The organism is Lentzea sp. JNUCC 0626 (assembly GCF_043632865.1).
In the GTDB taxonomy this organism is placed as follows: domain Bacteria; phylum Actinomycetota; class Actinomycetes; order Mycobacteriales; family Pseudonocardiaceae; genus Lentzea.
The window spans coordinates 9,032,085-9,055,779 of sequence record NZ_CP171635.1 but is presented as its reverse complement, the minus strand read 5'-3'; the positions used below and the strand labels follow the sequence as shown (position 1 = coordinate 9,055,779).

Here is a 23,695-nt window from a genome sequence, read left to right as displayed (position 1 = left end):
GCCTGCTCGCGTGCCTTGGCGGGCCGCTCCGCCTCGTGCGCAGCGGCCCGATGGCCAGTCTCAGACCGCTGCGGCGAACTGAGCTGAGTACAGCCGGTGGTAGGCGCCTTCCCTAGCCAGGAGTTCGTCGTGCGTGCCCTGTTCGACGATGTGGCCCGCCTCCATCACGAGGATCAGGTCGGCGTCGCGGATCGTCGAGAGGCGGTGGGCGATGACGAACGACGTGCGGGACGAGCGCAGGGCCGCCATCGCGTGTTGGACCGAGGATTCGGTGCGCGTGTCGACGGAGCTGGTGGCCTCGTCGAGGATCAGCAGGGTCGGGTCGGAGAGGAAGGCGCGGGCGATGGTCAGCAGCTGCTTCTCGCCCGCCGAGACGTTCGAGCCCTCCTCGTCGATCACGGTGTCGTAGCCCTCGGGGAGGCAGCGCACGAAGCGGTCCACGTAGGTCGCGCGGGCCGCGGCCATGATCTCTTCCTCGGTGGCGCCCGGTTTGCCGTAGGCGATGTTGTCGCGGATCGTGCCGCCGAACAGCCAGGTTTCCTGGAGCACCATGCTCGCCTGCGAGCGGAGGTCGGAGCGGCTCAGCGAGGTGATGTCGACGTCGTCCAACGTGATGCGGCCGCCGCTGAGTTCGTAGAACCGCATGATCAGGTTGACCAGGGTGGTCTTGCCGGCGCCGGTGGGGCCGACGATGGCGATCATCTGGCCCGGTTCGGCTACGAGCGAGAGGTTCTCGATCAACGGCTTGGCAGGGTCATAGGAGAAGGACACGTTCTCGAACTCGACCTTGCCGCAACGCCACGGGGGCGCAACAGCATCAGCCGGGTCCGGGAGTTGTTCGGGGGCGTCGAGCAGTTCGAAGACGCGCTCGGCGGAGGCGACGCCGGACTGCAGCAGGTTCGACAGCGAGGCGGCCTGGGTGAGGGGCTGGGTGAACTGGCGCGAGTACTGGATGAACGCCGTGACCTCGCCCAGGGTCATCGAACCAGTCGTGATGCGCACGCCGCCGATCACCGCGATCGCGACGTAGCTGAGGTTCGACAGGAACATCATCGACGGCATGATCAGGCCCGAGACGAACTGCGCGCCCGCCGCGGCTTCGTAGAGTTGGGCGTTGCGGCGGCGGAACTCCGCCTCCGACTCGGCCTGGCGCCCGAACGCGGTCACGAGCTGGTGGCCGCTGAACGCCTCCTCGATGTGCGCGTTGAGTTCGCCGGTGTGCTTCCACTGCGCCACGAACTGCTTCTGCGCGCGCTTGCCGATCATGCCCGTCAGCACCACGGAGAGCGGGATGACCAGCATCATGATCGCGGCCAGCAGCGGCGAGATCACGAACATCATCACGGTCACGCCGAGGAGCGTGAGCAGGGCGGTGAGCAGCTGGCTCATGGTCTGTTGCAGGGTCGTCGAGATGTTGTCGATGTCGTTGGTGACGCGGGAGAGCAGCTCACCGCGCGGCTGGCCGTCGAAGTACTTCAGCGGCAGGCGGTGCAGCTTCTCCTCGACGCTCTCGCGCAGCCGGTAGACCACGCGCTGCACGACGTTGTTCAGCAGCCGCCCCTGCATCCAGCTGAACAGCGAGGAGAACACGAACAGGGCCAGTGCGAACCCGAGAACGCCCGCCAGCGCGCTGAAGTCGATGCCGGAGCCGCGCAGGCCGTTGAAGATGATGTCGGTCGCGTCACCGAGGATCTTCGGCCCCACCACGGTGAACGCGATGCCGAGCACGCCCAGTGCGACGACAAGAACGAACGTGACGCGCTCGGGCTTCATCAGGCTGGCCACGCGCCGGGCGGACGCGCCGAAGTTCGACGCCTTGCTGACCGGGGCCTGCATCCCGAACCGCGCGGCGGGTCCGGTCGCCGGTCGCTGCTGCTGCTCGCGGGTGGTCATGACGCTTCCTCCGGCGTGAGCTGGGAGTGGACGATCTCCAGGTACGTGGGACAGCCGGCCATCAGCTCGGTGTGCGTGCCGCGGCCGACGATCTCGCCCTTCTCCAGCACCAGGATCTGGTCGGCTTCGGCCACTGTGGACACCCGCTGCGCCACGACGATCACGGCCGCGTCGCGCGTGTAGGGTCGCAGGGCCGCGCGCAACGCCGCGTCGGTGGCGAGGTCGAGCGCGGAGAACGAGTCGTCGAACAGGTAGACGTCCGGACGGCGGACGAGTGCGCGCGCGATGGAGAGCCGTTGCCGCTGGCCGCCGGACAGGTTCGTGCCGCCCTGCGCGATCACCGAGTCGAGGCCGCCCATCGCGGTCACGAAGCCGGTGGCCTGCGCGATGTCCAGCGCCGCCCACAACTGGTCGTCCGAGGCGTTCTGGTCGCCGTGCAGCAGGTTCGACCGCACGGTGCCGGTGAAGAGGTAGGACTGTTGTGGCACAAGGCCGATCCGCGACCGCAACGCCTCGGGGTCCTGCGCCCGGACGTCCACGCCGCCGACTCGCACCTCCCCCGCCGTCACGTCGATCAACCGCGGGATCAGGCTCATCAGCGTCGTCTTGCCCGACCCGGTGCTGCCGATGATCGCCGTGGTCTGCCCGGCGCCGACGGAGAACGACACGTTCGGCAGCACCGGCGCGTCCGCCCCGGGGTACCGGAACTCCACGCTCTCAAAGGAAACCGAACCACGACCAGGAGCAGCCGCGACGGGCTCGACGGGCGCGTGCACCGACGGTTCGGTCTCGATGACCTCCATGATCCGCCCGGCGCTGACGGCCGCACGGGGCACCATCGTCGAGATGAACGACGCCATCATCACGGACATCAGGATCTGCAACAGATAGGCGAGGAACGCCGTCAGCGCGCCGACCTGCATCTCGCCGTCCGCGACGCGGTGCGCCCCGAACCACAGCACCGCGACGCTCGAGATGTTGAAGATCAGCGTGACCGTCGGGAAGATCATCACCTGCAACCGGCCCGCCCGCAGCGCGATGTCCGTGAGCTGCGCGTTGGCGTCGGCGAACCGCGCGGTCTCGGACTTCTCCCGCACGAACGCCCGCACCACGCGCACGCCGGTGAGCTGTTCGCGCAGCACCCGGTTGACGTGGTCGACGCGCTCCTGCTGGCGGCGGAACAACGGCACCATCCGCAGCGTGATCAGCGAGACGGCGATCGCCAGCACCGGCACGCAGACCAGCAGCAGCCACGACAGCCCGACGTCCTCGCGCAACGCCATCACCACGCCGGCGACGGACATGATCGGCGCGGCGACGAACATCGTCGTCAGCATCACGACCAGGACCTGCACCTGCTGCACGTCGTTGGTGGTGCGGGTGATCAGCGACGGCGCCCCGAAGCGCGCGACCTCCTGCGCGGAGAACGAGCCGACCCGGTGGAACACGCCCGACCGCACGTCCCGCCCGAACGCCATCGCGGTGCGCGTTCCGTACCGGACCGCCACAATCGAACACGCGATCTGCACCAGCGAGACGGCGAGCATCCAGCCGCCCAGCTCGACGATGTAGGACGTGTCGCCTCGCGCGACGCCGTTGTCGATGATGTCGGCGTTGAGACTGGGCAGGTACAGCGAGGCGATCGTGCCGATGAGCTGGAGCACGACGACGATGGTCAGCTCGCGCTTGTACGGTCGGAGGTACGTGGTCAGCAGCCGGGTGAGCACCCGGTCCTCTCCCGAACGCGCGGGTGGCGCACCGGGGTCGGGGCGGCTGGGCGCCGCGACGGTCTGGGCGGACACGGGGAGCTCCTCCGGGTCGAGGTCGGTGCCCCTCCAGTAAATCGACAAGAATCGTGATAGTCAAGATTTATTACTAAATCAGGTGACGCCGCGACGACGAAGGCCGCTCCCCCAACGCGAGGGAACGGCCTTCTTACCCAGGTCAGCGAGCTACTTCTTGGCCGCCGCCTTGAAGTTCCACTGCGCGGCACTGCCGGAGCAGGACGCCGCCGTCACCTTGCCGGCCGCGTCCCGGTAGCACTTGGTGTTGTACTGCATGTCCGAAATGGTCTTGTTCGGGTTGATCGACCACTGCTGGGCCGGTCCGCCGTCGCACTTCTTCAAGATGACCTTGCCGGACGAGAGCGCGGTGCACAGCTGGGGCGAACCCTGCTCCATGAACGCGCCGTGGAACTTGAACTGCTGGTTCGCCGCGCCGGTGCAGGTGGCCGTGGTGAGCTGCGCGCCGGACGCGCCGCCCTGCAGGCACTTGCCGGTCGAGACGTTCTTGTACTCGCCGTTGGTGGTCTTGGGCTTCGCGCCGCCGTAGCACTCACCGGTCGAGGTGTTGAAGATCGGCGTCGAGTCCACGGTCAGGTTCGACGGCGGGTTGATGATCGTCTCTTCGAGCACCGGCTTGCCGTCGTCGTGGTAGTTCGTCAGCGCGTCCTCGCAGTCGATCGCGGCCATGGCGTTGCCACCCTTGCCGCCGACCCACGCGTCGAAGTGCCACAGCTTCGGGCCGCCGTTGGGGCCGTTGCCGCTCCAGTCCTGCTCACAGGAGGAACAGGAGTCCTCCATGATGAAGTACTTCTTGACCCGGGGGAAATAGATCTTCGTGCCCGGTTTGGCCTCTTTGCTGGACGTGGCGAACGTGATCGGGTCGTTCCACGTGCCCTTTCCGCCGGCCGTGTCGTGCAGCCCCGGATAAGCGATGTCACCGCCGGGGGGCGTGTTGTCCCACCAGCCGTAGAACGTCCAGAAGACCTGCTGGGACGCCGGTGCCGCCATCGCGGGTGCCGAAGCGAATGAAGCGAACAAACCGGACATCGCGAGCAAAATACCTGCCGCCAAAGACAGGGCGCGTTTCATGCGTGCCTCCGCACAAACCGGTGGACATAGGCGGCGTGAAAGCAGAGTCCACCGGGTGCGCGGCTTTTGTAAAGAAACTTATCTAACTATTTGCGGAAGCAATGTCCGTGACCGGACCGACCACGATGATCGCCGGAGGACGAATCTCATGAGCCTTCACGTCGGCGCCGAGAGCGTCCAAAGTGGACTTCAGCACGCGCTGAGAAGCGGTGCTGCCCTCCTGGATGACGGCGACGGGCGTCGAGCCCGGACGCCCCTCCATCAACGCCGTGGCGAACGCACCAGCGCGTTCGACCGCCATCATCAGCACGACGGTGCCGTTGAGGCGTGCGATCGCAGGCCAGTCGACGAGCGAGCGCGGGTCATCCGGTGCCACGTGCCCGGAGACGACGACGACCTCGTGCGCCACACCTCGGTGCGTGACAGGCACTCCGGCCAACGCGGGCACACCGAACGCCGACGTCACGCCCGGCACCACGGTCACCGGGATCCCGGCCTCCGCGCACGCCAGCAGCTCCTCGAAGCCGCGCCCGAAGACGTACGGGTCGCCGCCCTTGAGCCGGACGACGAACTTCCCCTCCTTGGCGCGGTCGATCAGCGTCTGGTTGATGAACTCCTGCGACGCCGCGCGCCCGTACGGGATCTTCGCCGCGTCCACGACCTCGACGTGCGCGGGCAGTTCCTCCAGCAGTTCGCGCGGTGCCAACCGGTCCGCCACCACGACGTCCGCGTGCGCCAGCAAACGCTTGCCCTGCACCGTGATCAGCTCCGGGTCGCCGGGACCGCCGCCGACCAGTGCCACGCCGACGGGCGGTGCGGCCTGGTCCGCGATGCGGCCGTCGCGCAACGCCGCCACGAGCCCGTCGCGCACGGACGCCGACCGGCGGTGCTCACCCCCGGCCAGCACACCGATCAGCATGCCGTCGTGCGTGCCGGTCGCGGGCGTCACGGCCGTGCCCTCGACGGCGATGTCCGCGCGCACGCAGAACACACGGGCAGACAGGGCTTCCTCACCGATCTGCGTGTTCACCTCGATGTTGGACGTGCACGCCACCACGTACCAGGCGCCCTCGACGTCACCGGCCTCGAACCGCCGTTCGTGCCACACCAACTCCCCCGCGTCGACCATGCCCTGCACGGCGGGGGTGACGGACGGCGACACGAGCTCGACGGCGGCGCCGGACGCGATCAGGCGGGGCAGGCGGCGCTGCGCGACCGTGCCACCGCCGACCACGAGGACGCGCCGGCCCCGGAGGTCGAGGCCGGCCAGGTAGTGCTGTTCAAAGGGCATGCGTAGAAGCATCCACACCGGACACGCCGTGTCCAGCCGAAGGGAACATGGTCACAGCCGCAGCAGCTCGAAAGAGGTGGCCAGCACCCCTCCGAAGCGCTTTCCCGCGGCTTCTGCCATCGAACGGAGGAACGGCTCCGGGTTCGCCATGTCGCCGCCCAGCTCGTCCAGATACGCCTTGTGCGCGCGCAGGGAGGCCACAGAGGCGTCGAACGAGTCGGTGATGTCCACGCCGTGCGTCGACAACGGTGAGGAGGCGGCCAGCACGTACTTGACGCCCTGCCACTTCGGCAGCCCGAGTTCCGGGAAGATCCACCGGTTGCCCGCGTCCCGCACGGCGTCCACGGCGGCGCGTCCGACGGCGATGTGGTCGGCCATGTTCAGGCCACCGGCGGGCCAGGTCTCGCGGTAGTTCCCGGTGATCACGACTTCGGGCCGGTGCCGGCGGAGGGCGGCGGTGATGTCGCGCCGCAACGGGACTCCGTACTCGATCGTGCCGTCCGGGTGGTCCAGGAACTCGACCTCGGTGACGCCGACGGCGGCACAGGACGCGATCTGCTCCTCGACCCGCAACGGCGCGCAGGTGGCCGGGTCCATCGAGTCGATGCCGTTCTCGCCGCGGCACGCGAGCAGGTACGTGATGTTCTTGCCTTGGGCGGTCCAACGCGCGATTGCGCCCGCACCGCCGTACTCCATGTCATCGGGGTGAGCGACGACGACCAGTGCACTCGACCAGTCCTCGGGCACGGGTTCCAGATCAGCCATGAGAAGCAGGGTGCGCGCCGCGGCACGCACCCTGCAACTGACGAATGACTGCTTACAGCTGAGCGGTGATCACCGAGTTGTACGGCGCGATCCGCGCGTACACACCGGGGTAGCCCGCGCCGGCACAGCCGCGGCCCCAGGACGTGGCGCCGATGAGCTTGCCGCCGTAGACCAGCGGGCCACCGGAGTCGCCCTGGCACGTGTCGGTGCCGCCCTGCGGGAAGCCCGCGCACACCATGGAGGTGTTGCTGTACTGCGGGTACGCGGTCCGGCAGGTCGCGTCCGAGGTCAGCGGCACGTTCGCCTTGAGCAGGTAGCGCGACGCGGAACCACCCGAAGAGGTGGTGCCCCAGCCGAGGATCAGGGCGGAGTTGCCGGCCGCGTAGAGCGCGGTGTCGGCCGGCGTGGCGAGCGGCAGGGTCGCCGAGCTGATGTTGCGGTCGAGCGTCAGCACGGCCACGTCGAAGCCGGAGGTCGCGGTGCGGTAGCTCGGGTGCACCCAGATCCGGGTGACGCTCGCGACCGTGCCCGCAGTGCTCTGCTTGTCGTCACGCCCGTGCACGACGCGCGTGCTGGCGGCGGAACGGCCCGAGACGCAGTGCGCGGCGGTGACGACCTTGTTGGCCTTCACCAGCGTGCCGCCGCAGAACTGCGAGCCGGAGGTCGACGCCAGGTAGACGGCCCACGGATAGGTCGCGGTGCTGGCCCGCGTGCCACCGACGATCATCGGCGAGACGTCGGTCGCGCTAGCCGGAGGGGCGACGAAGAAGATGCTCGCGAGTCCGGTCACCAAAACGGACATGAGCAGGCGATGCAGGGTTTTCGCCATGGTGCCAGTCCTTCCCTTGACGCTGTGTGTGCAGGGTGTGAAGCACGGCACACACAGCGTCAGGGTCGGAGATTCGGCGGCGGAACCGCCATTAGTCGGACATGTCCGACTTCACCGTTGACTCAGGCGATGCCACGGGCCGTGAACGCGGCCTTGACCGTGGCGGCGTCCGCGTCGCCGTAGAGCTTCTTGGCGGTGGCGACCGTCGCGGCGGCAGCCTGGGCGAACGTGGTCGAAGGCGTGTACGAGAACTGCGCCTCCAGCACGATCTTCGCCGCCTTGTCCCGACCGAACGCCTTGTAGACGTCGAACAGGGCACGCGACCAGATCTGGCCGTCGAAGTGGACCTCGTTCTGGCGCTGGCTGACCGTCAGGTCCGTGTCGGTGCGGCGCAGGCAGTGCGGCGTCTCGGTGGTGTACGCCGTGGCGTCCCAGTCCATGATGCACGCGAGCGGGGTCTTGGCGGTGTCCTGGGCGTCGCGAGAGGACATGATCAACGCCCACCAGTCGCCGAAGCCCTCGCCGATCGAGCCGCCGTCGAGCGACGAGCCGAAGCCCGGTACCTGGGCGTCCTGGATGGCGTGGCCGAGTTCGTGCCAGACGACCTCGACGTCCTCGGCGTCGTCGACACCGCCGGTGCCGAACGTGATCTGGTCCTTGCTCGGGTCGTAGAACGAGTTGTCCTCGGTGAGGCCGAGCGTGGTGATCTTCTGGGCCTCGTTGTTGATGTTCGTGAAGCCGAGGCCCTGGATGTACTTCTGCGCCTCGGTCACGCCCCAGTAGGCGTTGACCTGCTCGAAGAAGTCGTTGTTGCGGGTGTAGTTGAACTGGTTGCTCTTGTTGTACGCCAGCTTGTTCTTGGTGCCGGTCAGCTGGGCGTAGGTGCCCTTGAGGTAGCCGGAACCGTCCAGGTTGGACAGCGTGACCGACTTGTACGCTGCGGCGGGAACGGCCGAGTCGGCGTCGTTGCTGTCCTTGAGGTTCTGGTTCTGCTGCGACGACACGGGGTTCGGGCTGAACACCTTGCCGGTGCCGTTGGCGTGCTTGACCAGGCTCTCGGTCTTCACGACCGCGCCGGACTCCGCGTGCACCAGCGTGCGCTCGGATCCCTTGCCGTGGTCGGAGATCACCTCGTAGACGAGCCCGGTGCCGGGCAGCACCTTGAGGTTCGCGCCCTCGGGTGCGTTCGTCTTGGACTTGGCGTCTTCGGCCGTGATGGCGGGCGTGACGTCGACCGTGCCGACCTGCAGGCGGCCGTCGTCCACGGTCTTCACGCCGGTCGCCTTGTCGACGTGCTCGACGTAATAGGCGCCCAGCACGGGTTTTCCGTCGAACGTCTGCTCGTACCAGGTGTGCGTGGCGGTCAGCGAGTCGCGCACGGTCAGCAGACGCAGGCCTTCCTTCGGCGCGGCGGCCTGGGCGTTGATCGTCAGCAGGGACAGTGCGACGCCGGCGGTGCAGGCGACAGCAACAAGACGACGGGCTCTCATGCCGGTCTCCAGTGCTTCGGGCCCCTGTGTGCAGGGAGTGGGGCCGTGTGCATGGCGACGCTAATCAAGAAAACTTCGTTGCTGACCCTACGAAAGAAGGAAAAACATCAGCTTTCCCAGACTCCGGGAACAACAATTACGTCGGCTTCGACCGGAATGTCCAGCGTTGGCCCGGTTCCGAATGCGACGAACGCGACGGCCGCACCCTGAGCGGCCAAATCGCACGCGCCCTCGTGCCGAATTTCCGTACCCGGACGCAAAAGCGGGCTCACCGCGTCGATCGCCTCTTTCGTCCCGACCACGAACGCGGCGCGCCGGATTTCCGCCTCGGCCCGCGGTGTCCGTTCCTGCGCCGCCCCGGGCCCGAGCCCGACCAACGCGAGCCGGCCGCGCGGCAACACCCGCGCCGCAGCCACGGTCACGTTGTCCCGCTTGAACTTCTCGGCCGCCAACTCGACCGGCCCGCCGTACCCGAGACTCTGCGCGCCCTTGATCGCGGCCGCCTCGGCGACGCTCGCCGTGCCCATCGAGTTCCGCACGACCGAACTCGGGTTGGGAACCGGGATCTCCGCCAGTTCCTCGGTCGGGAACGTCAGCAACTCGGCGGTGTCGCCGTGCCAGAAACCCCAGTCCTCCACGGCGTCCACGATGCCGGGTTCGTCCGCCTTGGAGTCGGCCGTCGCGAAAGCCTTGATGGCCCGCAGATCCAAGCCACCGGTGGCGTCCAGTTCGGACAGTGCCGCCCCGACGCTGGTGGCCGACGCACCCCGCGTCGACCCCACCCCGACCACGAGCGTACGCGGCACGATCCGCAGCACGTTCTCCTTGCTGGCCGCGGCCTTGTCGTCCACGACGACCACCCAGGTGGCGTCCTCGCCACCCGGCACGACGTTCGGCGGCAACGCGGGCAGCGGAAAGTTCAACGGGTTGCGCAACACGACCTTCTCGCCGGCCTCGATGGCGGCGGTGCAGGCCGCGACGTCACCGTCGGCGGTGGCGTCGAGCTGCTCGACGAGCTCGTCCAGCATGGAGTCGATGGACGGGCCGGTGGTCACCACGGCGGTGCGGTTGAGCAGGTCGGCGACGTGCCTGGTGAAGACGTCGGCGTCACCGGCCAGCGCCACGACGAAGTGCTGGTCGACGCACACCACGGCCGGGTCGGATCGCTTGTCCCGCAGGAGGGGCGCTACGAGACGGACGGCGGTGGCGGCGTCGAGGAACAGCACGACGGCGCCGAGGCGGGGCCAGAGGCTGCGGACGGCGGGCTTGACCGGGCCGTCGGGGACGACGGCGTCGGCGCCGAGGAGGCCGGCCAGGTCGGCGGCGTCACCGCGCTGGGCGGGTCCGGCGAACACTCCGATCACGCGCGTGCTCCCAGCGGCTGGAAGGGACCAGCCAGGTCACCGATCACTTCTTGGTTCCCCACAACACCGTCACCGGCACGGCGGGCGCGAACCCCGAGTCCAGCAGGCGCGAAGCGGTCCAGTGGACCCCCTCCACCTCGTACCCGGCCGCCGCCAACGCATCCCGCGCCGGCACGATCTCGTCCACGCTCTCCGTCGCCACCACGACCCGCTTGGCCGACACCGCAGCCGAAGCCTTGACCGCGCTCAGGTTCCCCCGCCCGACGAACACCGCATCCGGCCGAGGCAACGAGGGCGCGTCCAACTCGGACTCCTCGACCCGGACGTCGACGCCGTGCGCCGAGGCGTTCGCGATGATCCGCACGCACTGCACGGGGTCCGGTTCGACCGCGATCACGGCAGCACCCAGCCGGGCGCACTCGACGGCCACCGCGCCGGAGCCCGCCAGGACGTCCCACACCAGCACGCCGGGGCGCGGGGCGAGGCGGGCCAGCACGAAGGCGCGGACCTCGGCGCCGAGCACGTGGGTGCGGGTCGCGAACGAGTCGTCGGGCAGGGCCCAGCCGTCGCGGGACTGGAGGAACTCGTTGTCCGCCAGGCACAGCACGGCGGTCGGGGCGGTCCAGCGGCGGGTCACGGCGTCGCGCGGGTCGATCGGGATCAGCTCGTCGCCGTCCTGGACGGTCAAGCTCCTGCGCCAGCCCGCGAGGCCCGCGCCTATCTCGGCGGGGCCGATGCCGTCGGCGAGTTTCACGATGACGGTGGAGTGGGAGCGGCACACGTTCAGCGCCGGACGCAGGCCGTCCGCCGCGTCGACGATCTCGGCGGGGCGGGCGGCTGCGGCCTGCAGCTTCTCGAACGACATCAGTCAGCTGACCGCTTGGCCTTGCGGGCCTGCCTCTTGCGCGGCGTGGCCGTGGAGGCGTTGACCGTCGGCGGCTTCGGCTTGTCGGCCGCCACGACGACCAGTTTCGGCTTCGGGGCCGGCTCTTCCACGGGCTTGCGGACGGACTGCTGTATTTCCTCGACCGCCGTCCACGCGGGGTTCGACTCAGCGGCGGCCGGAACAGCAGCGGACGGAACCGCGGCCGGGATCGGCTCGTCGGTGCGCGTGGCGATGCGCGAGGCGGCGCGGCGCGACCAGCGGGTCGGGCGGGCGGCACGCAGCGGTTCGTCGACGGACGCGGTGGCCGTGGCCGAGACCCGGCGGGTCGGGGCCTTCACGGCCGTGCCGACGAGGAACAGGGTCGGGCGGTACAGCTTGTGCTGCTTCACGACCGACTCCAGGGCGCCGACCGTGGTGTGCACGACGACCTCGTCGGCCTGACTCACCTTGTACGCGACGACGACCGGGGTGTCCTCGGTGTACCCGCCCGCCAGGAGCTTCTCCACGAACTGGCCGGTGCGCGCACCCGAGACCGTGGCGGCCATCGTGGTCTGCAGCGCCGCGAACTCCTGCACGCGCTCGCTGCTCTCCGGCGAGATCAGCACGGTCGAGGACGCCTCGGTCGTGGTGAGTTCGCGGCCGATCTTGGCGGCCGCGGCGGCGACGACGGACACGCCCGGCACGACCTCCACCTCGAGGCCGAGGCGCACGCACAGGTCGTGCTGCTCCTGCACGCCCCCGCCGGTCGCGGCGTCACCCGCATGCAGGCGCACGACGACCTGGCGCGACGCGGCGGCGCGGCGGTACAGGTCGGTGATCTCCTCCTGCGTGACGCGCGAGAAGTCGACCAGGTCGGCCTCGGCCTTCGCGTGCTCGCGGACGCACTCGGCGTCCACGGCGCTCGGAGCCCAGATGACGACGTCGGCTTCCGCGATGCGGCGCGCGCCTCGGACAGTGATGAGGTCGGCGGCACCGGGACCGGCGCCGACGAAGGAGACCCGACCGGTCGTCGTCACGACAGCTCCACAGGGGGTTTGGGGAGAGAGTTAGACGACGACCGTACCGTCTGCCACTCCGGCCACGAACGGGTGGCAGGCCCGCACGAACCGGGCCACTGCTTCCGGATCACCGGCGGGGTGCGTGTGCAGGTACGACGCGTGCACGCCGCCCACGACGAATCCCTCGGCTACAGGCCGTGAATCGACGCCGCGCCAATGCCACGCGGGCGGGTCGGAGTGCGGTGTGGACAGCTGCGTGCGGTGGAACTCGTGGCCGGTCACGCGGCTGCCGGGCGCGTGCAGCGGCGACCCCGCGGACGCCACCGCGTCCCGATAACCCAAGGTCAACTTGGGCGTCATGAACCCCTCGGCGTCGAGCACCCCGCACATCGGGTGCCCGTCGAGCGACCGCGCGAGGTACAGCAACCCTCCGCACTCGGCGTGCACCGGCGCACCCGATCGAGCGAACCGAGCCACCGCCGCGCGCAACGGGGCGTTGGCCGACAGCGCTTCCGCGTGCTGCTCGGGAAATCCGCCCGGCAACACCAGCCCCGCCGTGCCCTCCGGCAGTTCTTCGTCCTTCAACGGATCAAGCACCGCCACGGCCGCGCCCGCCGCCTTCAGCACCTCGACGTGCTCGGCGTACCCGAACGTGAACGCCGCCCCACCCGCGACCGCCACGACCGGTTCCGAAGACACCCGCTCGACCTGCGGCTCCCACGGCGCGACCGCCATCGCGGGCACCGACGCGAGCCTGCGCACCCCGTCGAGGTCGACGTGCTTGGCCACGGCGGCGGTGATCGCGTCCACGGCGGCCACGGCCTCGGCGCCGTGCTCGGCCGCCGTCACGAGCCCCAAATGCCGTGAGGGCAAGGAGAACTGCGGATCGCGCGGCAACACCCCGAGCACGTCGAGACCGACCTCGTCGCACGCCGACCGCAGCACCTGCTCGTGGCGTTCGGAACCGACCTGGTTGAGGATCACGCCACCCAGCCGGACCGTGGGGTCGTAGCCGCGGAAGCCGTGCAGCAACGCCGCGAGCGACCGGCTCTGCCCGCGCGCGTCCACGACGAACAGCACGGGGGCGTTGATCAGCTTGGCGACGTGCGCGGTCGAACCGATGCCGGCGGTGTCGATGCGGCCGTCGAAGAGCCCCATGACGCCCTCGACGACAGCGATGTCGCAGCCCTTCGAGCCGTGCGCGAACAGGCCCGGGACACGATGTTCGCCGACCATGACCGGATCGAGGTTGCGACCGGGACGGCCGGTGGCGAGCGAGTGGTAGCCGGGGTCGATGTAGTCGGGGCCGACCTTGAACGGCGCGACCCGGGAACCGGTGCGGCGCAACGCCGCCATCAGGCCGGTGGCCACGGTGGTCTTGCCGCTGCCGGACGCGGGGGCGGCGATGACCAGCCTGTTCACCACTCGATCCCCCGTTGCCCCTTCTGCCCGGCGTCCATCGGGTGCTTGACCTTCGTCATCTCCACCACGAGGTCCGCCGCGTCGATCAGCTTCTGCGGCGCGTGCCGCCCGGTGATCACCACGTGCTGGTGACCGGGCCGGGAAGCCAGCGCGTCCACCACCTCGTCCACGTCGATCCAGCCCCAGTGCAGCGGGTACGTGAACTCGTCCAGCACGTAGAACCCGTGCCGTTCGCTCTGAAGGCGGCGCGCGATCTCCGCCCAGCCTTCACGTGCGGCGGCGGCGTGGTCGTCCTCGGTGCCCTGCTTGCGGGTCCAGGACCAGCCCTCGCCCATCTTGTGCCACTCGACGGCACCGCCCTCGCCGGTCTCGTCGTGCAGCCGGCCGAGCGCCTTGAACGCGGACTCCTCGCCCACCTTCCACTTGGCGGACTTCACGAACTGGAACACGCCGATGTCCCAGCCCTGGTTCCAGCCGCGCAGCGCCATGCCGAACGCCGACGTCGACTTCCCCTTCATCTCGCCGGTGTGCAGCATCAGCAACGGGCGGTTGCGGCGCTGCCGGGTGGTCAGGCCGTCCTTCGGAACCTCGGTGGGTTGTCCTTGGGGCACAGGGGTTTCTCCTTGCTCGTTGGTCGCTGCTCCGCAGACTCCGGTGAGTTCGCCGGGAAGCGAACTCACGCGGCCCGGACGACGCCGGCGAGGTGGTCGGCGGACAGCTGCTCGAGCCGGACGCAGGTGCCCTGCAACGCCTCGGCGATCTTCGCGGCGAGCCCGAGGCGGACGTGGCCCTGTTCGCAGTCGACGACCACGACGGCGGTCTGCTCCAGCAGTCCGGCGGCCTTCAGCGCGTCCTTGGTCGGGTCGCCGCCGAGGCCACTCGACGTAGCCCGGCCGTCCGTCAGCAGCACCACCAGCGGACGCTTGCGCGGGTCCCGCAGCCGTTCGATCTCCAGCACGCGGTGGGCCTTCAGCAGACCGTCCGCCAACGGCGTGCGGCCGCCGGTGCGCATCTTCTTCAACCGCGTCGCGGCGGCGTCCACGGAAGTCGTGGGCGGCAGGGCGACCTCGGCGGTCTGGCCCCGGAACGTCACCACACCCACCTTGTCGCGGCGCTGGTAGGCGTCGCGCAGCAACGAGATCACCGCGCCGCTGACCGCCGACATCCGCTTCTGCGCGGCCATCGAGCCGGAGGCGTCGACGACGAACAACACGAGGTTCGACTCCTTGCCCTCCCGCACGGCCTTGCGCAGGTCGGCGGCGGTGAGCAGCAGTCCGGGACCGCTGCGGCCCCGCGCGGCCTGGTGCGGCGCGGCGGTCGTCAGCGTGTCGACCAGGTGCAGCCCACTGCCGTCCACAGTGGACGAACGAACGATCCGGCCGGTGCGGGCACGGGCCCGGGAACGCTTGCCCGGCGCACCTTCCCCGACGCCGGGAACCTCCAGCAGCCGCGCCTTGAACGCGGGCGAGGGTTCCGGTGCCGGACGGTCGGCAGGCGCGTTCCCGTTGCCCTTCGGGCCTTCCTGCGGTTCGGGCAGCTCGCCACCGCCGGGGCCGTCGTCGTCCGGACCCTCGTCCGAAGGCTCTTCGGCGTGCTCGGCCGCCTGCTTCATGGCGTCCTCGAGCTGCTGCTCCTCGATGCCGGGCTCGTCGAACGGGTCGCGGCGGCGCCGGTGCGGCAGCGCGAGCCGGACGGCGGTCTCGACGTCGATCTCCTCGACCGCGCCGACCCCGCGCCACGCTGCGTGCGCGACGGCGGCACGGGCGACCACGAGGTCCGCGCGCATGCCGTCGACCTCGAAAGCCGCGCAGACAGCGGCGATCCGGCGCAGCTCACCGTCCGGAAGGGACACTCCGGCCAACCGCGACCGGGCGTCGGTGATCTGCTGCTTCAGCTGCACGTCCTCATCGGCCCAGCGAGCGGCGAACCCGACCGGGTCGGCCTCGTAGGCGAGCCGGCGACGGATGACCTCGGTGCGCACGGCGACGTCCCGCGCGGCCTTCACGGCCACGGTCAGCCCGAACCGGTCGAGCAGCTGCGGCCGCAGCTCACCTTCCTCGGGGTTCATCGTGCCGACCAGCAGGAACTGCGACGGGTGCGACACCGACACGCCCTCGCGTTCGACGTGCGCACGCCCCATCGCGGCGGCGTCGAGCAGCAGGTCGACCAGGTGGTCGTGCAGCAGGTTGACCTCGTCGACGTAGAGCACGCCCCGGTGCGCGGCGGCCAGCAGGCCGGGCTGGAACGCGCGCTTGCCCTCGGTCAGCGCTTTCTCCAGGTCGAGCGACCCGACCAGGCGGTCCTCGGTGGCACCGACGGGCAGTTCGACGAGCCGGGCTGGGCGCCGCTCCACGCCGTCGTGCGGTGCGTCGGGGCAGTCGGTGGTCCCGGGCGCGCACCCGAACCGGCAGCCCGCCGAGACGTCGAGCTCCGGCAGCAACGCGGCCAGCGCACGCACGATGGTCGACTTCGCGGTCCCCTTCTCGCCTCGGACGAGAACGCCGCCGATGCCGGGGTGCACGGCGTTCAGCAGCAGGGCGAGCCGGAGGTCGTCATGGCCGACGACAGCCGAAAACGGGAACATGCTCAGCGAAGTCCTTCCTCGGGTGTCCACGCCCGCGGTGAGGTGAAGAGGGGGACGAGTTCCTGACTTCCGGCGTCCAAAACCGGTCACAGTCGCGGGACGGCGCCGGAGTTCCACCGGCTTCCTCGCGTTCCCCTCACAGCCCCGGCATCGTCGCACTTCGCACGGCCGGGTCCAACAGCCAGGTGAGCGACGTCGCTAGATCAGCCCGAGGAACTCCTGCCACGTTGCCCTGACCTCGTCCGCCGTCCACTCCAGCGCGGGGCCGGCCACGGTCACCTCGGTCTTGGCCAGCGGCCCGTCCTGCCAGAACCCGCCGAGGAACTTGCCGCTCAACTCCTTGAGCCGGGCCGGGTCGCCGGGCAGGTGCAGCGCGAACTGGTGGGTGTGCGGTTCGGGCTGGTCCATCGCCTGAGCGACGACCTTGGCGTGCGCGACGTACTCGCCGAGCTTCGGCAGGACCGTGTCCAGGCCGTGCAACGCCGACAGCGCGGCGGGCCACTGCTGGAACAGCATGCCGCCGTACCGGTGCCGCCAGACCCGTGCCTGCTCGACGAAGTCCCGCGACCCGGCCAGCGCCGCCCCGGAGATGCCTTCGAGGGACTTGTAGAACGACACGTAGACCGAGTCGAACAGCCCCGCGATCTCGGGCAACGGCTTGCCCAGGCCGTGCGTGCTCTCCCACAGCCGCGCGCCGTCGAGGTGCACGACCGCGTCCCGTTCGCGGGCCAGGTCGACCGTCGCGGTCAGCTCGTCCCAGGTCGGGAGGACGAACCCGGCCTCGCGGTCCGGCACCTCCAGCAGCAGCGTCCCGAACGGCTCGGGGCACGTCCCGACGTCGGCGTTGCGCACCTTGATCGGCCGCAGCCCGGACAGCACGGTCAGCGCGTCGTCCTCGTGGTGCAGCGGGTGCGCCTGCGGGTGCATCGCGACGATCGGGTTGTGCGTGCGGTCGGCCCAGCACCGCAACGCGATCTGCTGCGCCATCGTCCCGGTCGGCACGAACAACGCGGCCTCGGTGCCGAGCAACGCGGCGACCCGCTCCTCCAGCGCACCCACCGGGCCGCCGTCGCCGTACCGGTCGGGGTCGACGTCCGGCACCGGGCCGAGCGTCTCCAGCAGCGTCTTCTTGCGGACTCCCGAGAGCTGACGGTTCATCACCCCAGCATCAAACCTCAGGTCAACGGCTCACAGCCACCGACTTCGGCGCGCGGAACGACAGCAGGTTCAGCCACTCCGGTCGTGGTCCGACCAGGTGCAACGACGGTTCGTGCGCCGCCACCGTGCGCAACGTCACGGCGGCCTCCAGCCGGGCGAGCCCCGCGCCCAGGCAGAAGTGGCGGCCGTACCCGAACGCCAGGTGGCGCGAGTCGGTTTCCTTACCGCTCAACAACAACACGAGCTCCGCACCGGCCGGAACGTGCACACCGGACAGAACGACCTCACGCGCGGTCAGCCGCCGCCACGTCACCACGGGCGTTTCGGTCCGCAGCACGTCCTCGACGAACGCCTCCGCGACGCCGGGTTCGGGCAGCCGCGCCCACAGCGAACGGTCCTGCAACGCGCGCCGCAACGCCGTGGACAGCAACTGGGTCGTCGTCTCCTGGCCGGCGATCAGCAGGAAGTAGCAGAGGCCCGCGGAGTCCTCGGCGGACACACCGGCGTCGGCCAGCGCGCAGAACAAGTCGCCGTCGCGGGCGTGATAGCGCTTGATCAGCCATTGGTGGAAGTCGCCGACGTCGCCGACCAGCTCCAGCTGACGTTCGCGGGTGATGTCGCCCCAGAAGAACTCCAGCGACCCGGAGCTCCACCGCTTCAGCGTCGGGATGTCGACGTTGGGCAGTCCGAGGATGTCCATCAGCACGATCGCGGGCAGGTCCCAGGCGAGGTCCCGCACGAGATCCGTGCCACCCAGGCGTTCCAGAACGAGGGCTTCGATGCGAGGCTCCGCAGCGGCAACGCGCGCGGCCGTGAAGAACGACGCCACGAGTCGCCGCAGGTCAGCGTGTGACTCGGACCCGTTGTTCGCGAGCGTCGGCGGGAGCGAGAAGCGGGCGCGGACCAGTGATCGCAACGCCGCCGGAGCCACCGGCGTCACGGCGGTCAGCGCGTTGTCGGGCAGGTACGTGACGGGATCGGCCAACACGGCGCGCACGTCGTCGTACGAGGACACCACCCAGCGGCCGCCGAGGAACTGCACCGGCGAGGTGAGTTCGGCGCGCGTGAAGGTGAACAGGTCCACGAGCGGCACGCTAGCGGCCGGATGGGAGACTCAGGCGGTGACCGTGAGCACAACTGAGGCGATTTCCAGTCCTGGTGAGGCGACGTTCGACTGGATCGACGTCCGCTCTGAAGCGCGAGCCAAGGCCGGTCTGACCCGGCGACTGCGGCCGCGCACGTCGGACTCGACGGATCTCGACCTCGCGAGCAACGACTACCTCGGGCTCGCCAAGGACAAGCGCGTCGCCGGTGCCGCCGCGGCCGCCACGTTGAAGTGGGGCGCGGGGTCCACGGGATCGCGCCTGGTCACGGGCTCGACCGAGCTGCACGCCGAGCTGGAGTTCGAGCTCGCGAACTTCTGCGGCTCGCAGTCCGCGCTGGTGTTCAGCAGCGGTTACATGGCGAACCTCGCCGCGGTCACGGCGTTGTCGGGTCCCGGCACGGCGATCGTCGCGGACCAGCACATCCACGCGTCGCTGATCGACGGCACGCGGCTGTCGAAGGCCGACGTCGTCGTCGCGGACCACTGCGACGTGGGCAAGGTCCGGCACGCGCTGGAGACCCGCGGCAAGCGGCGCGCGATCGTCGTCACGGACTCGGTGTTCAGCGTCGACGGCGACATCGCCCCGCTGAACGAACTGCACGAGGTCTGCCGCGCGAACGGATCGGCGCTGGTGGTGGACGACGCGCACGGCCTGGGCGTCGTCGGACCGGGCGGCCGTGGGGCGGTCGCGGAAGCGGGCCTCATCAAGCAGCCGGACGTGATCACCACGCTGACGTTGAGCAAGTCGCTGGGCGCCATGGGCGGCGCGGTGCTCGGCCCGTCGCGCGTGATCAAGCACTTGATCGACACCGCGCGGCCGTTCATCTTCGACACCGGCCTCGCGCCGAGCAGCGCGGCGGCGGCCCTCGCGGCGATCAGGATCCTGCGCGAGGAGCCGGACCGTCCCGAGCGGGCGCTGACCGTGGCGCACGACCTGAGCAACCGCCTGAAGGAAGCCGGTTTCCAGGTCAGCACGCCCACGGCGGCGGTCGTGAGCGTGCGGGCACCGGGGCCCGAGCAGGCGTTCCGGTGGGCGGAGACGTGCCGCGCGAGCGGTGTCGTCGTCGGCTGCTTCCGGCCGCCGTCGGTGCCGGACCAGATCAGCAGGCTGCGGCTCACCGCGCGCGCCGATCTGACCGAGGCCGACATCGAGCGCGCGGTGCGCGTGATCAGGGAGAGCGCCGCATCCGCAGGTGTGGAATCCCGTCCTCGATGAACTCGGCCCCTTCGGCCACGAACCCGAACGACGCGTAGAAGTCGGCGACGTACGTCTGCGCGTCGAGCACTGACGGCGTGCTGCCGACGTCCGCGAGCGCGGCCTGCATGAGCCGGCGGCTGTACCCGCGGCCGCGGGCCATGCGCGCGGTGGCGACGCGGCCGATCCGGAACGTGCCGTCGGGTTCCTCGAGCAGCCGCAGGTAAGCGAGCGGCTCGTGCGAGCCCTCCGCTTCCAGCCAGAAGTGCCGGGTGCCCTGCTCCAGGTCGCGGCCGTCGACGTCGGCGTAGACGCAGTTCTGCTCCACGACGAAGACGTCCTGCCGCAGCCGCAGGATCGCGTAGAGCTGGTCGGGGCTCAGGTCGAGGCCCCACTGCCGCCGCAGGGTGGCGGGAAACTGTGTGGTTCGCACCTGATCGTGGATATCAGAAGCCCAGCGTCTGCCGGTAGTTCGCGAGCCGGGTGTAGACGCCAGGTTCATCTGCCCGTGCGCAGCCTCGGCCGAACGACACGACGCCCGCGAGCCTGCCGCGCACGACCAGCGGCCCGCCCGAGTCGCCCGTGCAGGCGTCCCGGCCACCCCGCCCGGCGCACAGCATCGCGCCCGGCCGGTAGTCGGGCTCCTTGAGCAGGCACTCGGAGTCGGACAGGATCGGCACCGTCACCTTGCGCAGCGACATCGCGGGCGGGACGTTCTCGGCGGTGCGGCCCCAGCCGAGCACCACGCCGTCGTCCCCGACCTCGCCGAGCGCGATCGTGCGGTACGGCACCGGCTGCGCGAGCGTCAGGATCGCCACGTCGTCGCCCTTGGTGACCTCGACGTAGTCCGGGTGCCGCCACACGCCGCTCACGGCCGCGTCCACGCCCTCGGTTTTTTCTCTTAGGTCCGTGCGACCGGCGACCACCCTGAGCTGCTCCGGCGGGCGCTGGTTCTTGCCGAGCACGCCCTTGAGCGTGACGCAGTGCGCGGCCGTCATGACCTTGTTCTCGGCGACGAGCGCGCCACCGCAGATCAGCTGACCGTCCGTGGTGGTGATCGCCACAACCCACGGGGTGTCCGCCACCCGCGCGGGTGTCCCCCCAACGATCGCATCGGCCGACGTACCGCCGCTGACCAGCGCGATCACCGCTACCAGCACGGCAAACCGCTTACCCCTCACGGACCACTCCTCGTTGCGCCAGGTGGACGATCGGTCACCAACGGTAGCGATCGCGCTAGGACGGCGTCAAAACCGGAGATTCTTGTGCTAGTTTTTCGTTTGGCCGGAGATTTTGCGGTCAGTGGCGTAGATCACGGGGGTATTGACGGTGTTGTTCGACTTCGGCCAGGTTCCGGCCTTCCTCATCGCGTGCGCGGTCGTCATCGTGACCCCCGGCGTGGACGCGTTCCTGCTCCTGCGCACGTCACTGCGGTCGGGGACGCGGGCGGGGCTGCTCGCGCTGGGCGGGATCCACACGGCTGCCGCCGTTCAGGTCGGGCTGGTGATCTCCGGGCTCGGGGTGGTGCTCGCTCGGTACCCGATGGTGTTGACGGCGCTGCGGTGGATTGGGGCCGGGTACCTGCTTTACCTGGCGGTTTCCATTGCGCGGGGGCTGGTGAAGCGGTCCGGGGAACAGCCGGAGGAGGTCATGAGCGCGCGGCCGTTCCGGCAGGGGTTCCTGACCAACATCACGAACCCGAAGATGATCCTGTTCTCGTTGGCGTTCCTGCCGCAGTTCATCGGATCGGGTGAACCGGCGCCTCAGCTCGGGATGCTTGCCGTGGTGTTTTTGGGGCTGGCGGCGGTGTGGGAGTTGATGATCGTGTTGGCGGCTTCTCGGGTTGCTGGGCGGTTGAAGCGGCCTGGGGTCACCACTGCGCTTGATGCGGTTTGTGCTGCGGTGTTCTTGACGATGTCGGTTGGGCTGGTCGTCTGAGTTCCAGCGGGGTTGGTCGCGTTCTGTTGGTCGGGCTGCGGTTGCGAGGGTGGTCCATCAGGCAGTGACGAAGAGCGGGGTTGCGATTGGGGCTTGACCTTGAGCCTCTAGCTGGATGCATTCGCGGCCTCAAAAGCCGGGGAGTAGTACACCCCGGCCGGACCGAACAGGTTGGCATCCAGCCCCTCAAGGTCAAGCCCCAATCGCCAAGAACGACGCAACCGCTACCCAGAGCTGATCAGCCCGTTCGGGCTCGCTTCGCATCGCACGCCAGGACTCGTAGGTGGTGGGCTTGCGTTGGTGGCCGCCGGTTGCGTGCGCGCGCCGGGCTTGGGCGGTGGTCGCCTTGCGTTGGCGACTGCGGCTGACGCCGATCAGTTCGCGGTCAAGTAGGTCGTGACTCGGGTGTACACGCCTGGCGCGTTCGGCCTGGCGCAGCCGATGCCCCACGAGACGATGCCCGCCAATCGGCCGTTCACCACGTAGGGACCGCCGGAGTCGTCGACGCACGCGTCGATGCCGCCGTCGGGGTAGCCCGCGCAGAACATCGACTGCGCGTCGTAGCGCGCGTAGGTGGCGGCGCACTGGGTGTCCGGCCAGATCGGGACTTGAGCCTTGTGCAGCAACGGGCTCTTGTTCGTGTCGTTCTCCGCCTGCCTGCCCCAGCCGTAGACGAGGCCGACTGCGCCTGGCATGTACACGCTGGGGTCGGCTACCGGGATTGGCTGGTACGGCAACGGTTTCGCGAGTGTCAGTAGCGCGATGTCCTTGCCCCGCGAGGGAGTCACATACCCGTCGACGAGTTGGTACGACGCACCGGCGGACGTGGTGCCGACGTCAGTGCGGAGGTCGAGCCGTCCGCCTACGACCGTGATCGAGGCGGGGTCGCGGCCCTGGACGCAGTGCGCTGCCGTGGCCACCTGGGTTGGAGTCAGGAGTGCGCCGCCGCAGAACTGGGTGCCCGACGCGGTCGTCAAGGCCACCACCCACGGGGCTTCTGCCGGGTTGTCCACTGCGACGCCGCCGACGATTCTGGGGGCGCTGTGCGCCGGGGTTGCCGTCAGCACGAGCAGGGCCAGAATCGCCGGCAGTCGCATGGCTTCAGGAGTACAGAGTGGACTACGGCTCTACAACCGTTGGCGGCAAAGCGTCCACCACTGAGTGAAGATCCTTGGCGTAGCGGGAGATGCGGACGTAGACGCCCGGCTTGTTCTTGCGGGCGCAGCCTTCGCCCCAGGAGGTGACGCCGACGAGTTTGCCGTCCGCCACGATCGGGCCGCCGGAGTCGCCCTGGCAGGTGTCGACCTTGCCGCCCTCGAAGCCCGCGCAGAACATGTCGGTCTTCACGAACTGCGGGTAGGTGTCGACGCAGAAGGTGTCGGGCAGGACCGGGACGGTGGCTTCCATGAGGAAGCGGGAGGTCTTGCCGTTCTCGGCCGTGCGGCCCCAGCCGAGGGCGCGCAACGAGGTGCCCGGCTGGTAGAGCGCCCGATCGGTCAGTTCGGCGAGCGGGAGCGGGGTGTACGGGAGCTCGTCCTTCAGGGTCAGGACGGCCAGGTCCTCGCCCTGGTCGGCCGACACGTACTGCTTGTGGATCCAGATCTTGGTCACGTCGGCGACCACGCCGGACTGGCGGTCCTGCTTGTCCTCGCGGCCGGCTACGACCTGGAGTTCGCGGGGTGCGCGGCCGAGGGCGCAGTGGGCCGCGGTGAGGACCTTCGTGGGGGCGACGATCGTGCCGCCGCAGAACTGGGCCCCGCGGTCGTCGATCAGGTAGACGGCCCACGGGTTGGCTTCGATGGACGCCCGCTCGCCGCCGACGACCTGCTCGTCGGCGGCGGCGGTGCCCGTTGAGGCGAGCAAAGCGGAGAGAACCAACACCAGGAGTCGTCTCATGACTCCAG

Annotated in this window: 21 protein-coding genes and 1 riboswitch; of the genes, 2 read left to right on the top strand and 19 right to left on the bottom strand. The window is 69.7% G+C overall.

What is annotated here, in order from left to right:
* Positions 1-60 precede the first annotated feature (60 nt).
* The 15 genes from JNUCC0626_RS42470 to JNUCC0626_RS42400 all read right to left on the bottom strand — a co-directional run bounded on the left by JNUCC0626_RS42470 (position 61) and on the right by JNUCC0626_RS42400 (position 18,637).
* Positions 61-1,893, bottom strand: coding sequence for an ABC transporter ATP-binding protein (locus JNUCC0626_RS42470; RefSeq protein WP_394616277.1), 1,833 nt, complete (start codon positions 1,891-1,893; stop codon positions 61-63).
* Positions 1,890-3,620, bottom strand: coding sequence for an ABC transporter ATP-binding protein (locus JNUCC0626_RS42465; protein ID WP_394622220.1), 1,731 nt, complete (start codon positions 3,618-3,620; stop codon positions 1,890-1,892). The genes JNUCC0626_RS42470 and JNUCC0626_RS42465 overlap by 4 nt, the downstream gene beginning before the upstream one ends.
* Before the next feature lie 225 nt (positions 3,621-3,845).
* Complete coding sequence (locus JNUCC0626_RS42460) at positions 3,846-4,766, bottom strand: ricin-type beta-trefoil lectin domain protein (RefSeq protein WP_394616276.1); 921 nt, start codon at positions 4,764-4,766, stop codon at positions 3,846-3,848.
* 82 nt (positions 4,767-4,848) lie between these two features.
* Positions 4,849-6,057: a uroporphyrinogen-III C-methyltransferase gene (gene cobA, locus JNUCC0626_RS42455; protein ID WP_394616275.1), complete on the bottom strand. Its 1,209-nt coding sequence runs from the start codon at positions 6,055-6,057 to the stop codon at positions 4,849-4,851.
* 51 nt (positions 6,058-6,108) lie between these two features.
* Entirely contained in the window at positions 6,109-6,822 is a 714-nt protein-coding gene (locus tag JNUCC0626_RS42450) for a PIG-L deacetylase family protein (RefSeq protein ID WP_394616274.1), read from the bottom strand.
* A gap of 52 nt (positions 6,823-6,874) precedes the next feature.
* The gene (locus tag JNUCC0626_RS42445) at positions 6,875-7,651 is read right to left on the bottom strand and encodes a S1 family peptidase (protein ID WP_394616273.1); all 777 of its coding nucleotides are present in this window, start codon (positions 7,649-7,651) and stop codon (positions 6,875-6,877) included.
* 122 nt (positions 7,652-7,773) lie between these two features.
* On the bottom strand, positions 7,774-9,141 hold the full coding sequence (locus tag JNUCC0626_RS42440) for a M4 family metallopeptidase (protein WP_394616272.1): 1,368 nt from the start codon (positions 9,139-9,141) through the stop codon (positions 7,774-7,776).
* Between the two features lie 107 nt (positions 9,142-9,248).
* Positions 9,249-10,505, bottom strand: coding sequence for a cobalamin biosynthesis protein (locus tag JNUCC0626_RS42435; RefSeq protein ID WP_394616271.1), 1,257 nt, complete (start codon positions 10,503-10,505; stop codon positions 9,249-9,251).
* A gap of 43 nt (positions 10,506-10,548) precedes the next feature.
* Positions 10,549-11,370 (bottom strand): hypothetical protein, encoded by an 822-nt coding sequence (locus JNUCC0626_RS42430; RefSeq protein ID WP_394616270.1) that lies wholly within the window; start codon positions 11,368-11,370, stop codon positions 10,549-10,551.
* Positions 11,370-12,407: a cobalt-precorrin-4/precorrin-4 C(11)-methyltransferase gene (locus tag JNUCC0626_RS42425; RefSeq protein WP_394616269.1), complete on the bottom strand. Its 1,038-nt coding sequence runs from the start codon at positions 12,405-12,407 to the stop codon at positions 11,370-11,372. The genes JNUCC0626_RS42430 and JNUCC0626_RS42425 overlap by 1 nt, the downstream gene beginning before the upstream one ends.
* Before the next feature lie 30 nt (positions 12,408-12,437).
* Positions 12,438-13,811, bottom strand: coding sequence for a cobyrinate a,c-diamide synthase (locus JNUCC0626_RS42420; protein WP_394616268.1), 1,374 nt, complete (start codon positions 13,809-13,811; stop codon positions 12,438-12,440).
* The gene (gene cobO, locus JNUCC0626_RS42415) at positions 13,808-14,422 is read right to left on the bottom strand and encodes a cob(I)yrinic acid a,c-diamide adenosyltransferase (protein WP_394616267.1); all 615 of its coding nucleotides are present in this window, start codon (positions 14,420-14,422) and stop codon (positions 13,808-13,810) included. Before cobO ends, JNUCC0626_RS42420 begins: the two co-directional genes overlap by 4 nt.
* A gap of 65 nt (positions 14,423-14,487) precedes the next feature.
* On the bottom strand, positions 14,488-16,395 hold the full coding sequence (locus tag JNUCC0626_RS42410; protein WP_394616266.1) for a putative cobaltochelatase: 1,908 nt from the start codon (positions 16,393-16,395) through the stop codon (positions 14,488-14,490).
* A 37-nt stretch (positions 16,396-16,432) separates the two neighbouring features.
* Positions 16,433-16,565: riboswitch (cobalamin riboswitch) on the bottom strand.
* A gap of 28 nt (positions 16,566-16,593) precedes the next feature.
* Positions 16,594-17,553 carry a threonine aldolase family protein gene (locus JNUCC0626_RS42405; RefSeq protein ID WP_394616265.1) on the bottom strand — a complete coding sequence of 320 codons (960 nt, stop codon included), beginning with the start codon at positions 17,551-17,553 and terminating at the stop codon, positions 16,594-16,596.
* Between the two features lie 22 nt (positions 17,554-17,575).
* Complete coding sequence (locus JNUCC0626_RS42400; protein ID WP_394616264.1) at positions 17,576-18,637, bottom strand: hypothetical protein; 1,062 nt, start codon at positions 18,635-18,637, stop codon at positions 17,576-17,578.
* 43 nt (positions 18,638-18,680) lie between these two features.
* Between JNUCC0626_RS42400 and JNUCC0626_RS42395 the strand changes: the two genes are divergently transcribed.
* A complete protein-coding gene (locus tag JNUCC0626_RS42395) occupies positions 18,681-19,874 on the top strand; it encodes an 8-amino-7-oxononanoate synthase (RefSeq protein WP_394616263.1) in 1,194 nt (397 codons plus the stop codon).
* Here the strand turns inward: JNUCC0626_RS42395 and JNUCC0626_RS42390 are convergent.
* Together JNUCC0626_RS42390 and JNUCC0626_RS42385 are read right to left on the bottom strand one after the other, a co-directional pair.
* Positions 19,828-20,286 (bottom strand): GNAT family N-acetyltransferase, encoded by a 459-nt coding sequence (locus tag JNUCC0626_RS42390; protein WP_285638774.1) that lies wholly within the window; start codon positions 20,284-20,286, stop codon positions 19,828-19,830. The two genes, JNUCC0626_RS42395 and JNUCC0626_RS42390, sit on opposite strands and share 47 nt — an antisense overlap.
* 13 nt (positions 20,287-20,299) lie before the next feature.
* Positions 20,300-21,034 (bottom strand): serine protease, encoded by a 735-nt coding sequence (locus JNUCC0626_RS42385; protein WP_394616262.1) that lies wholly within the window; start codon positions 21,032-21,034, stop codon positions 20,300-20,302.
* A gap of 148 nt (positions 21,035-21,182) precedes the next feature.
* On the opposite strand from JNUCC0626_RS42385, the gene JNUCC0626_RS42380 reads away from it, so the two are divergent.
* Complete coding sequence (locus JNUCC0626_RS42380; RefSeq protein ID WP_394616261.1) at positions 21,183-21,791, top strand: LysE family translocator; 609 nt, start codon at positions 21,183-21,185, stop codon at positions 21,789-21,791.
* Between the two features lie 374 nt (positions 21,792-22,165).
* Here the strand turns inward: JNUCC0626_RS42380 and JNUCC0626_RS42375 are convergent, their stop codons facing one another.
* Both JNUCC0626_RS42375 and JNUCC0626_RS42370 read right to left on the bottom strand, forming a co-directional pair.
* Complete coding sequence (locus JNUCC0626_RS42375; RefSeq protein WP_394616260.1) at positions 22,166-22,888, bottom strand: S1 family peptidase; 723 nt, start codon at positions 22,886-22,888, stop codon at positions 22,166-22,168.
* A gap of 22 nt (positions 22,889-22,910) precedes the next feature.
* Positions 22,911-23,687: a S1 family peptidase gene (locus JNUCC0626_RS42370; protein WP_394616259.1), complete on the bottom strand. Its 777-nt coding sequence runs from the start codon at positions 23,685-23,687 to the stop codon at positions 22,911-22,913.
* Positions 23,688-23,695: the final 8 nt, after the last annotated feature.

Excerpts from the sequence above, each read along its gene's own strand:
- JNUCC0626_RS42405 (WP_394616265.1), bottom strand. The coding sequence starts at position 17,553 with ATGAACCGTCAGCTCTCGGGAGTCCGCAAGAAGACGCTGCTGGAGACG.
- JNUCC0626_RS42430 (WP_394616270.1), bottom strand. The coding sequence starts at position 11,370 with ATGTCGTTCGAGAAGCTGCAGGCCGCAGCCGCCCGCCCCGCCGAGATC.
- JNUCC0626_RS42370 (WP_394616259.1), bottom strand. The coding sequence starts at position 23,687 with ATGAGACGACTCCTGGTGTTGGTTCTCTCCGCTTTGCTCGCCTCAACG.
- JNUCC0626_RS42450 (WP_394616274.1), bottom strand. The coding sequence starts at position 6,822 with ATGGCTGATCTGGAACCCGTGCCCGAGGACTGGTCGAGTGCACTGGTC.
- JNUCC0626_RS42410 (WP_394616266.1), bottom strand. The coding sequence starts at position 16,395 with ATGTTCCCGTTTTCGGCTGTCGTCGGCCATGACGACCTCCGGCTCGCC.
- JNUCC0626_RS42375 (WP_394616260.1), bottom strand. The coding sequence starts at position 22,888 with ATGCGACTGCCGGCGATTCTGGCCCTGCTCGTGCTGACGGCAACCCCG.
- JNUCC0626_RS42460 (WP_394616276.1), bottom strand. The coding sequence starts at position 4,766 with ATGAAACGCGCCCTGTCTTTGGCGGCAGGTATTTTGCTCGCGATGTCC.
- cobA (WP_394616275.1), bottom strand. The coding sequence starts at position 6,057 with ATGCCCTTTGAACAGCACTACCTGGCCGGCCTCGACCTCCGGGGCCGG.
- JNUCC0626_RS42445 (WP_394616273.1), bottom strand. The coding sequence starts at position 7,651 with ATGGCGAAAACCCTGCATCGCCTGCTCATGTCCGTTTTGGTGACCGGA.
- JNUCC0626_RS42440 (WP_394616272.1), bottom strand. The coding sequence starts at position 9,141 with ATGAGAGCCCGTCGTCTTGTTGCTGTCGCCTGCACCGCCGGCGTCGCA.
- JNUCC0626_RS42470 (WP_394616277.1), bottom strand. The coding sequence starts at position 1,893 with ATGACCACCCGCGAGCAGCAGCAGCGACCGGCGACCGGACCCGCCGCG.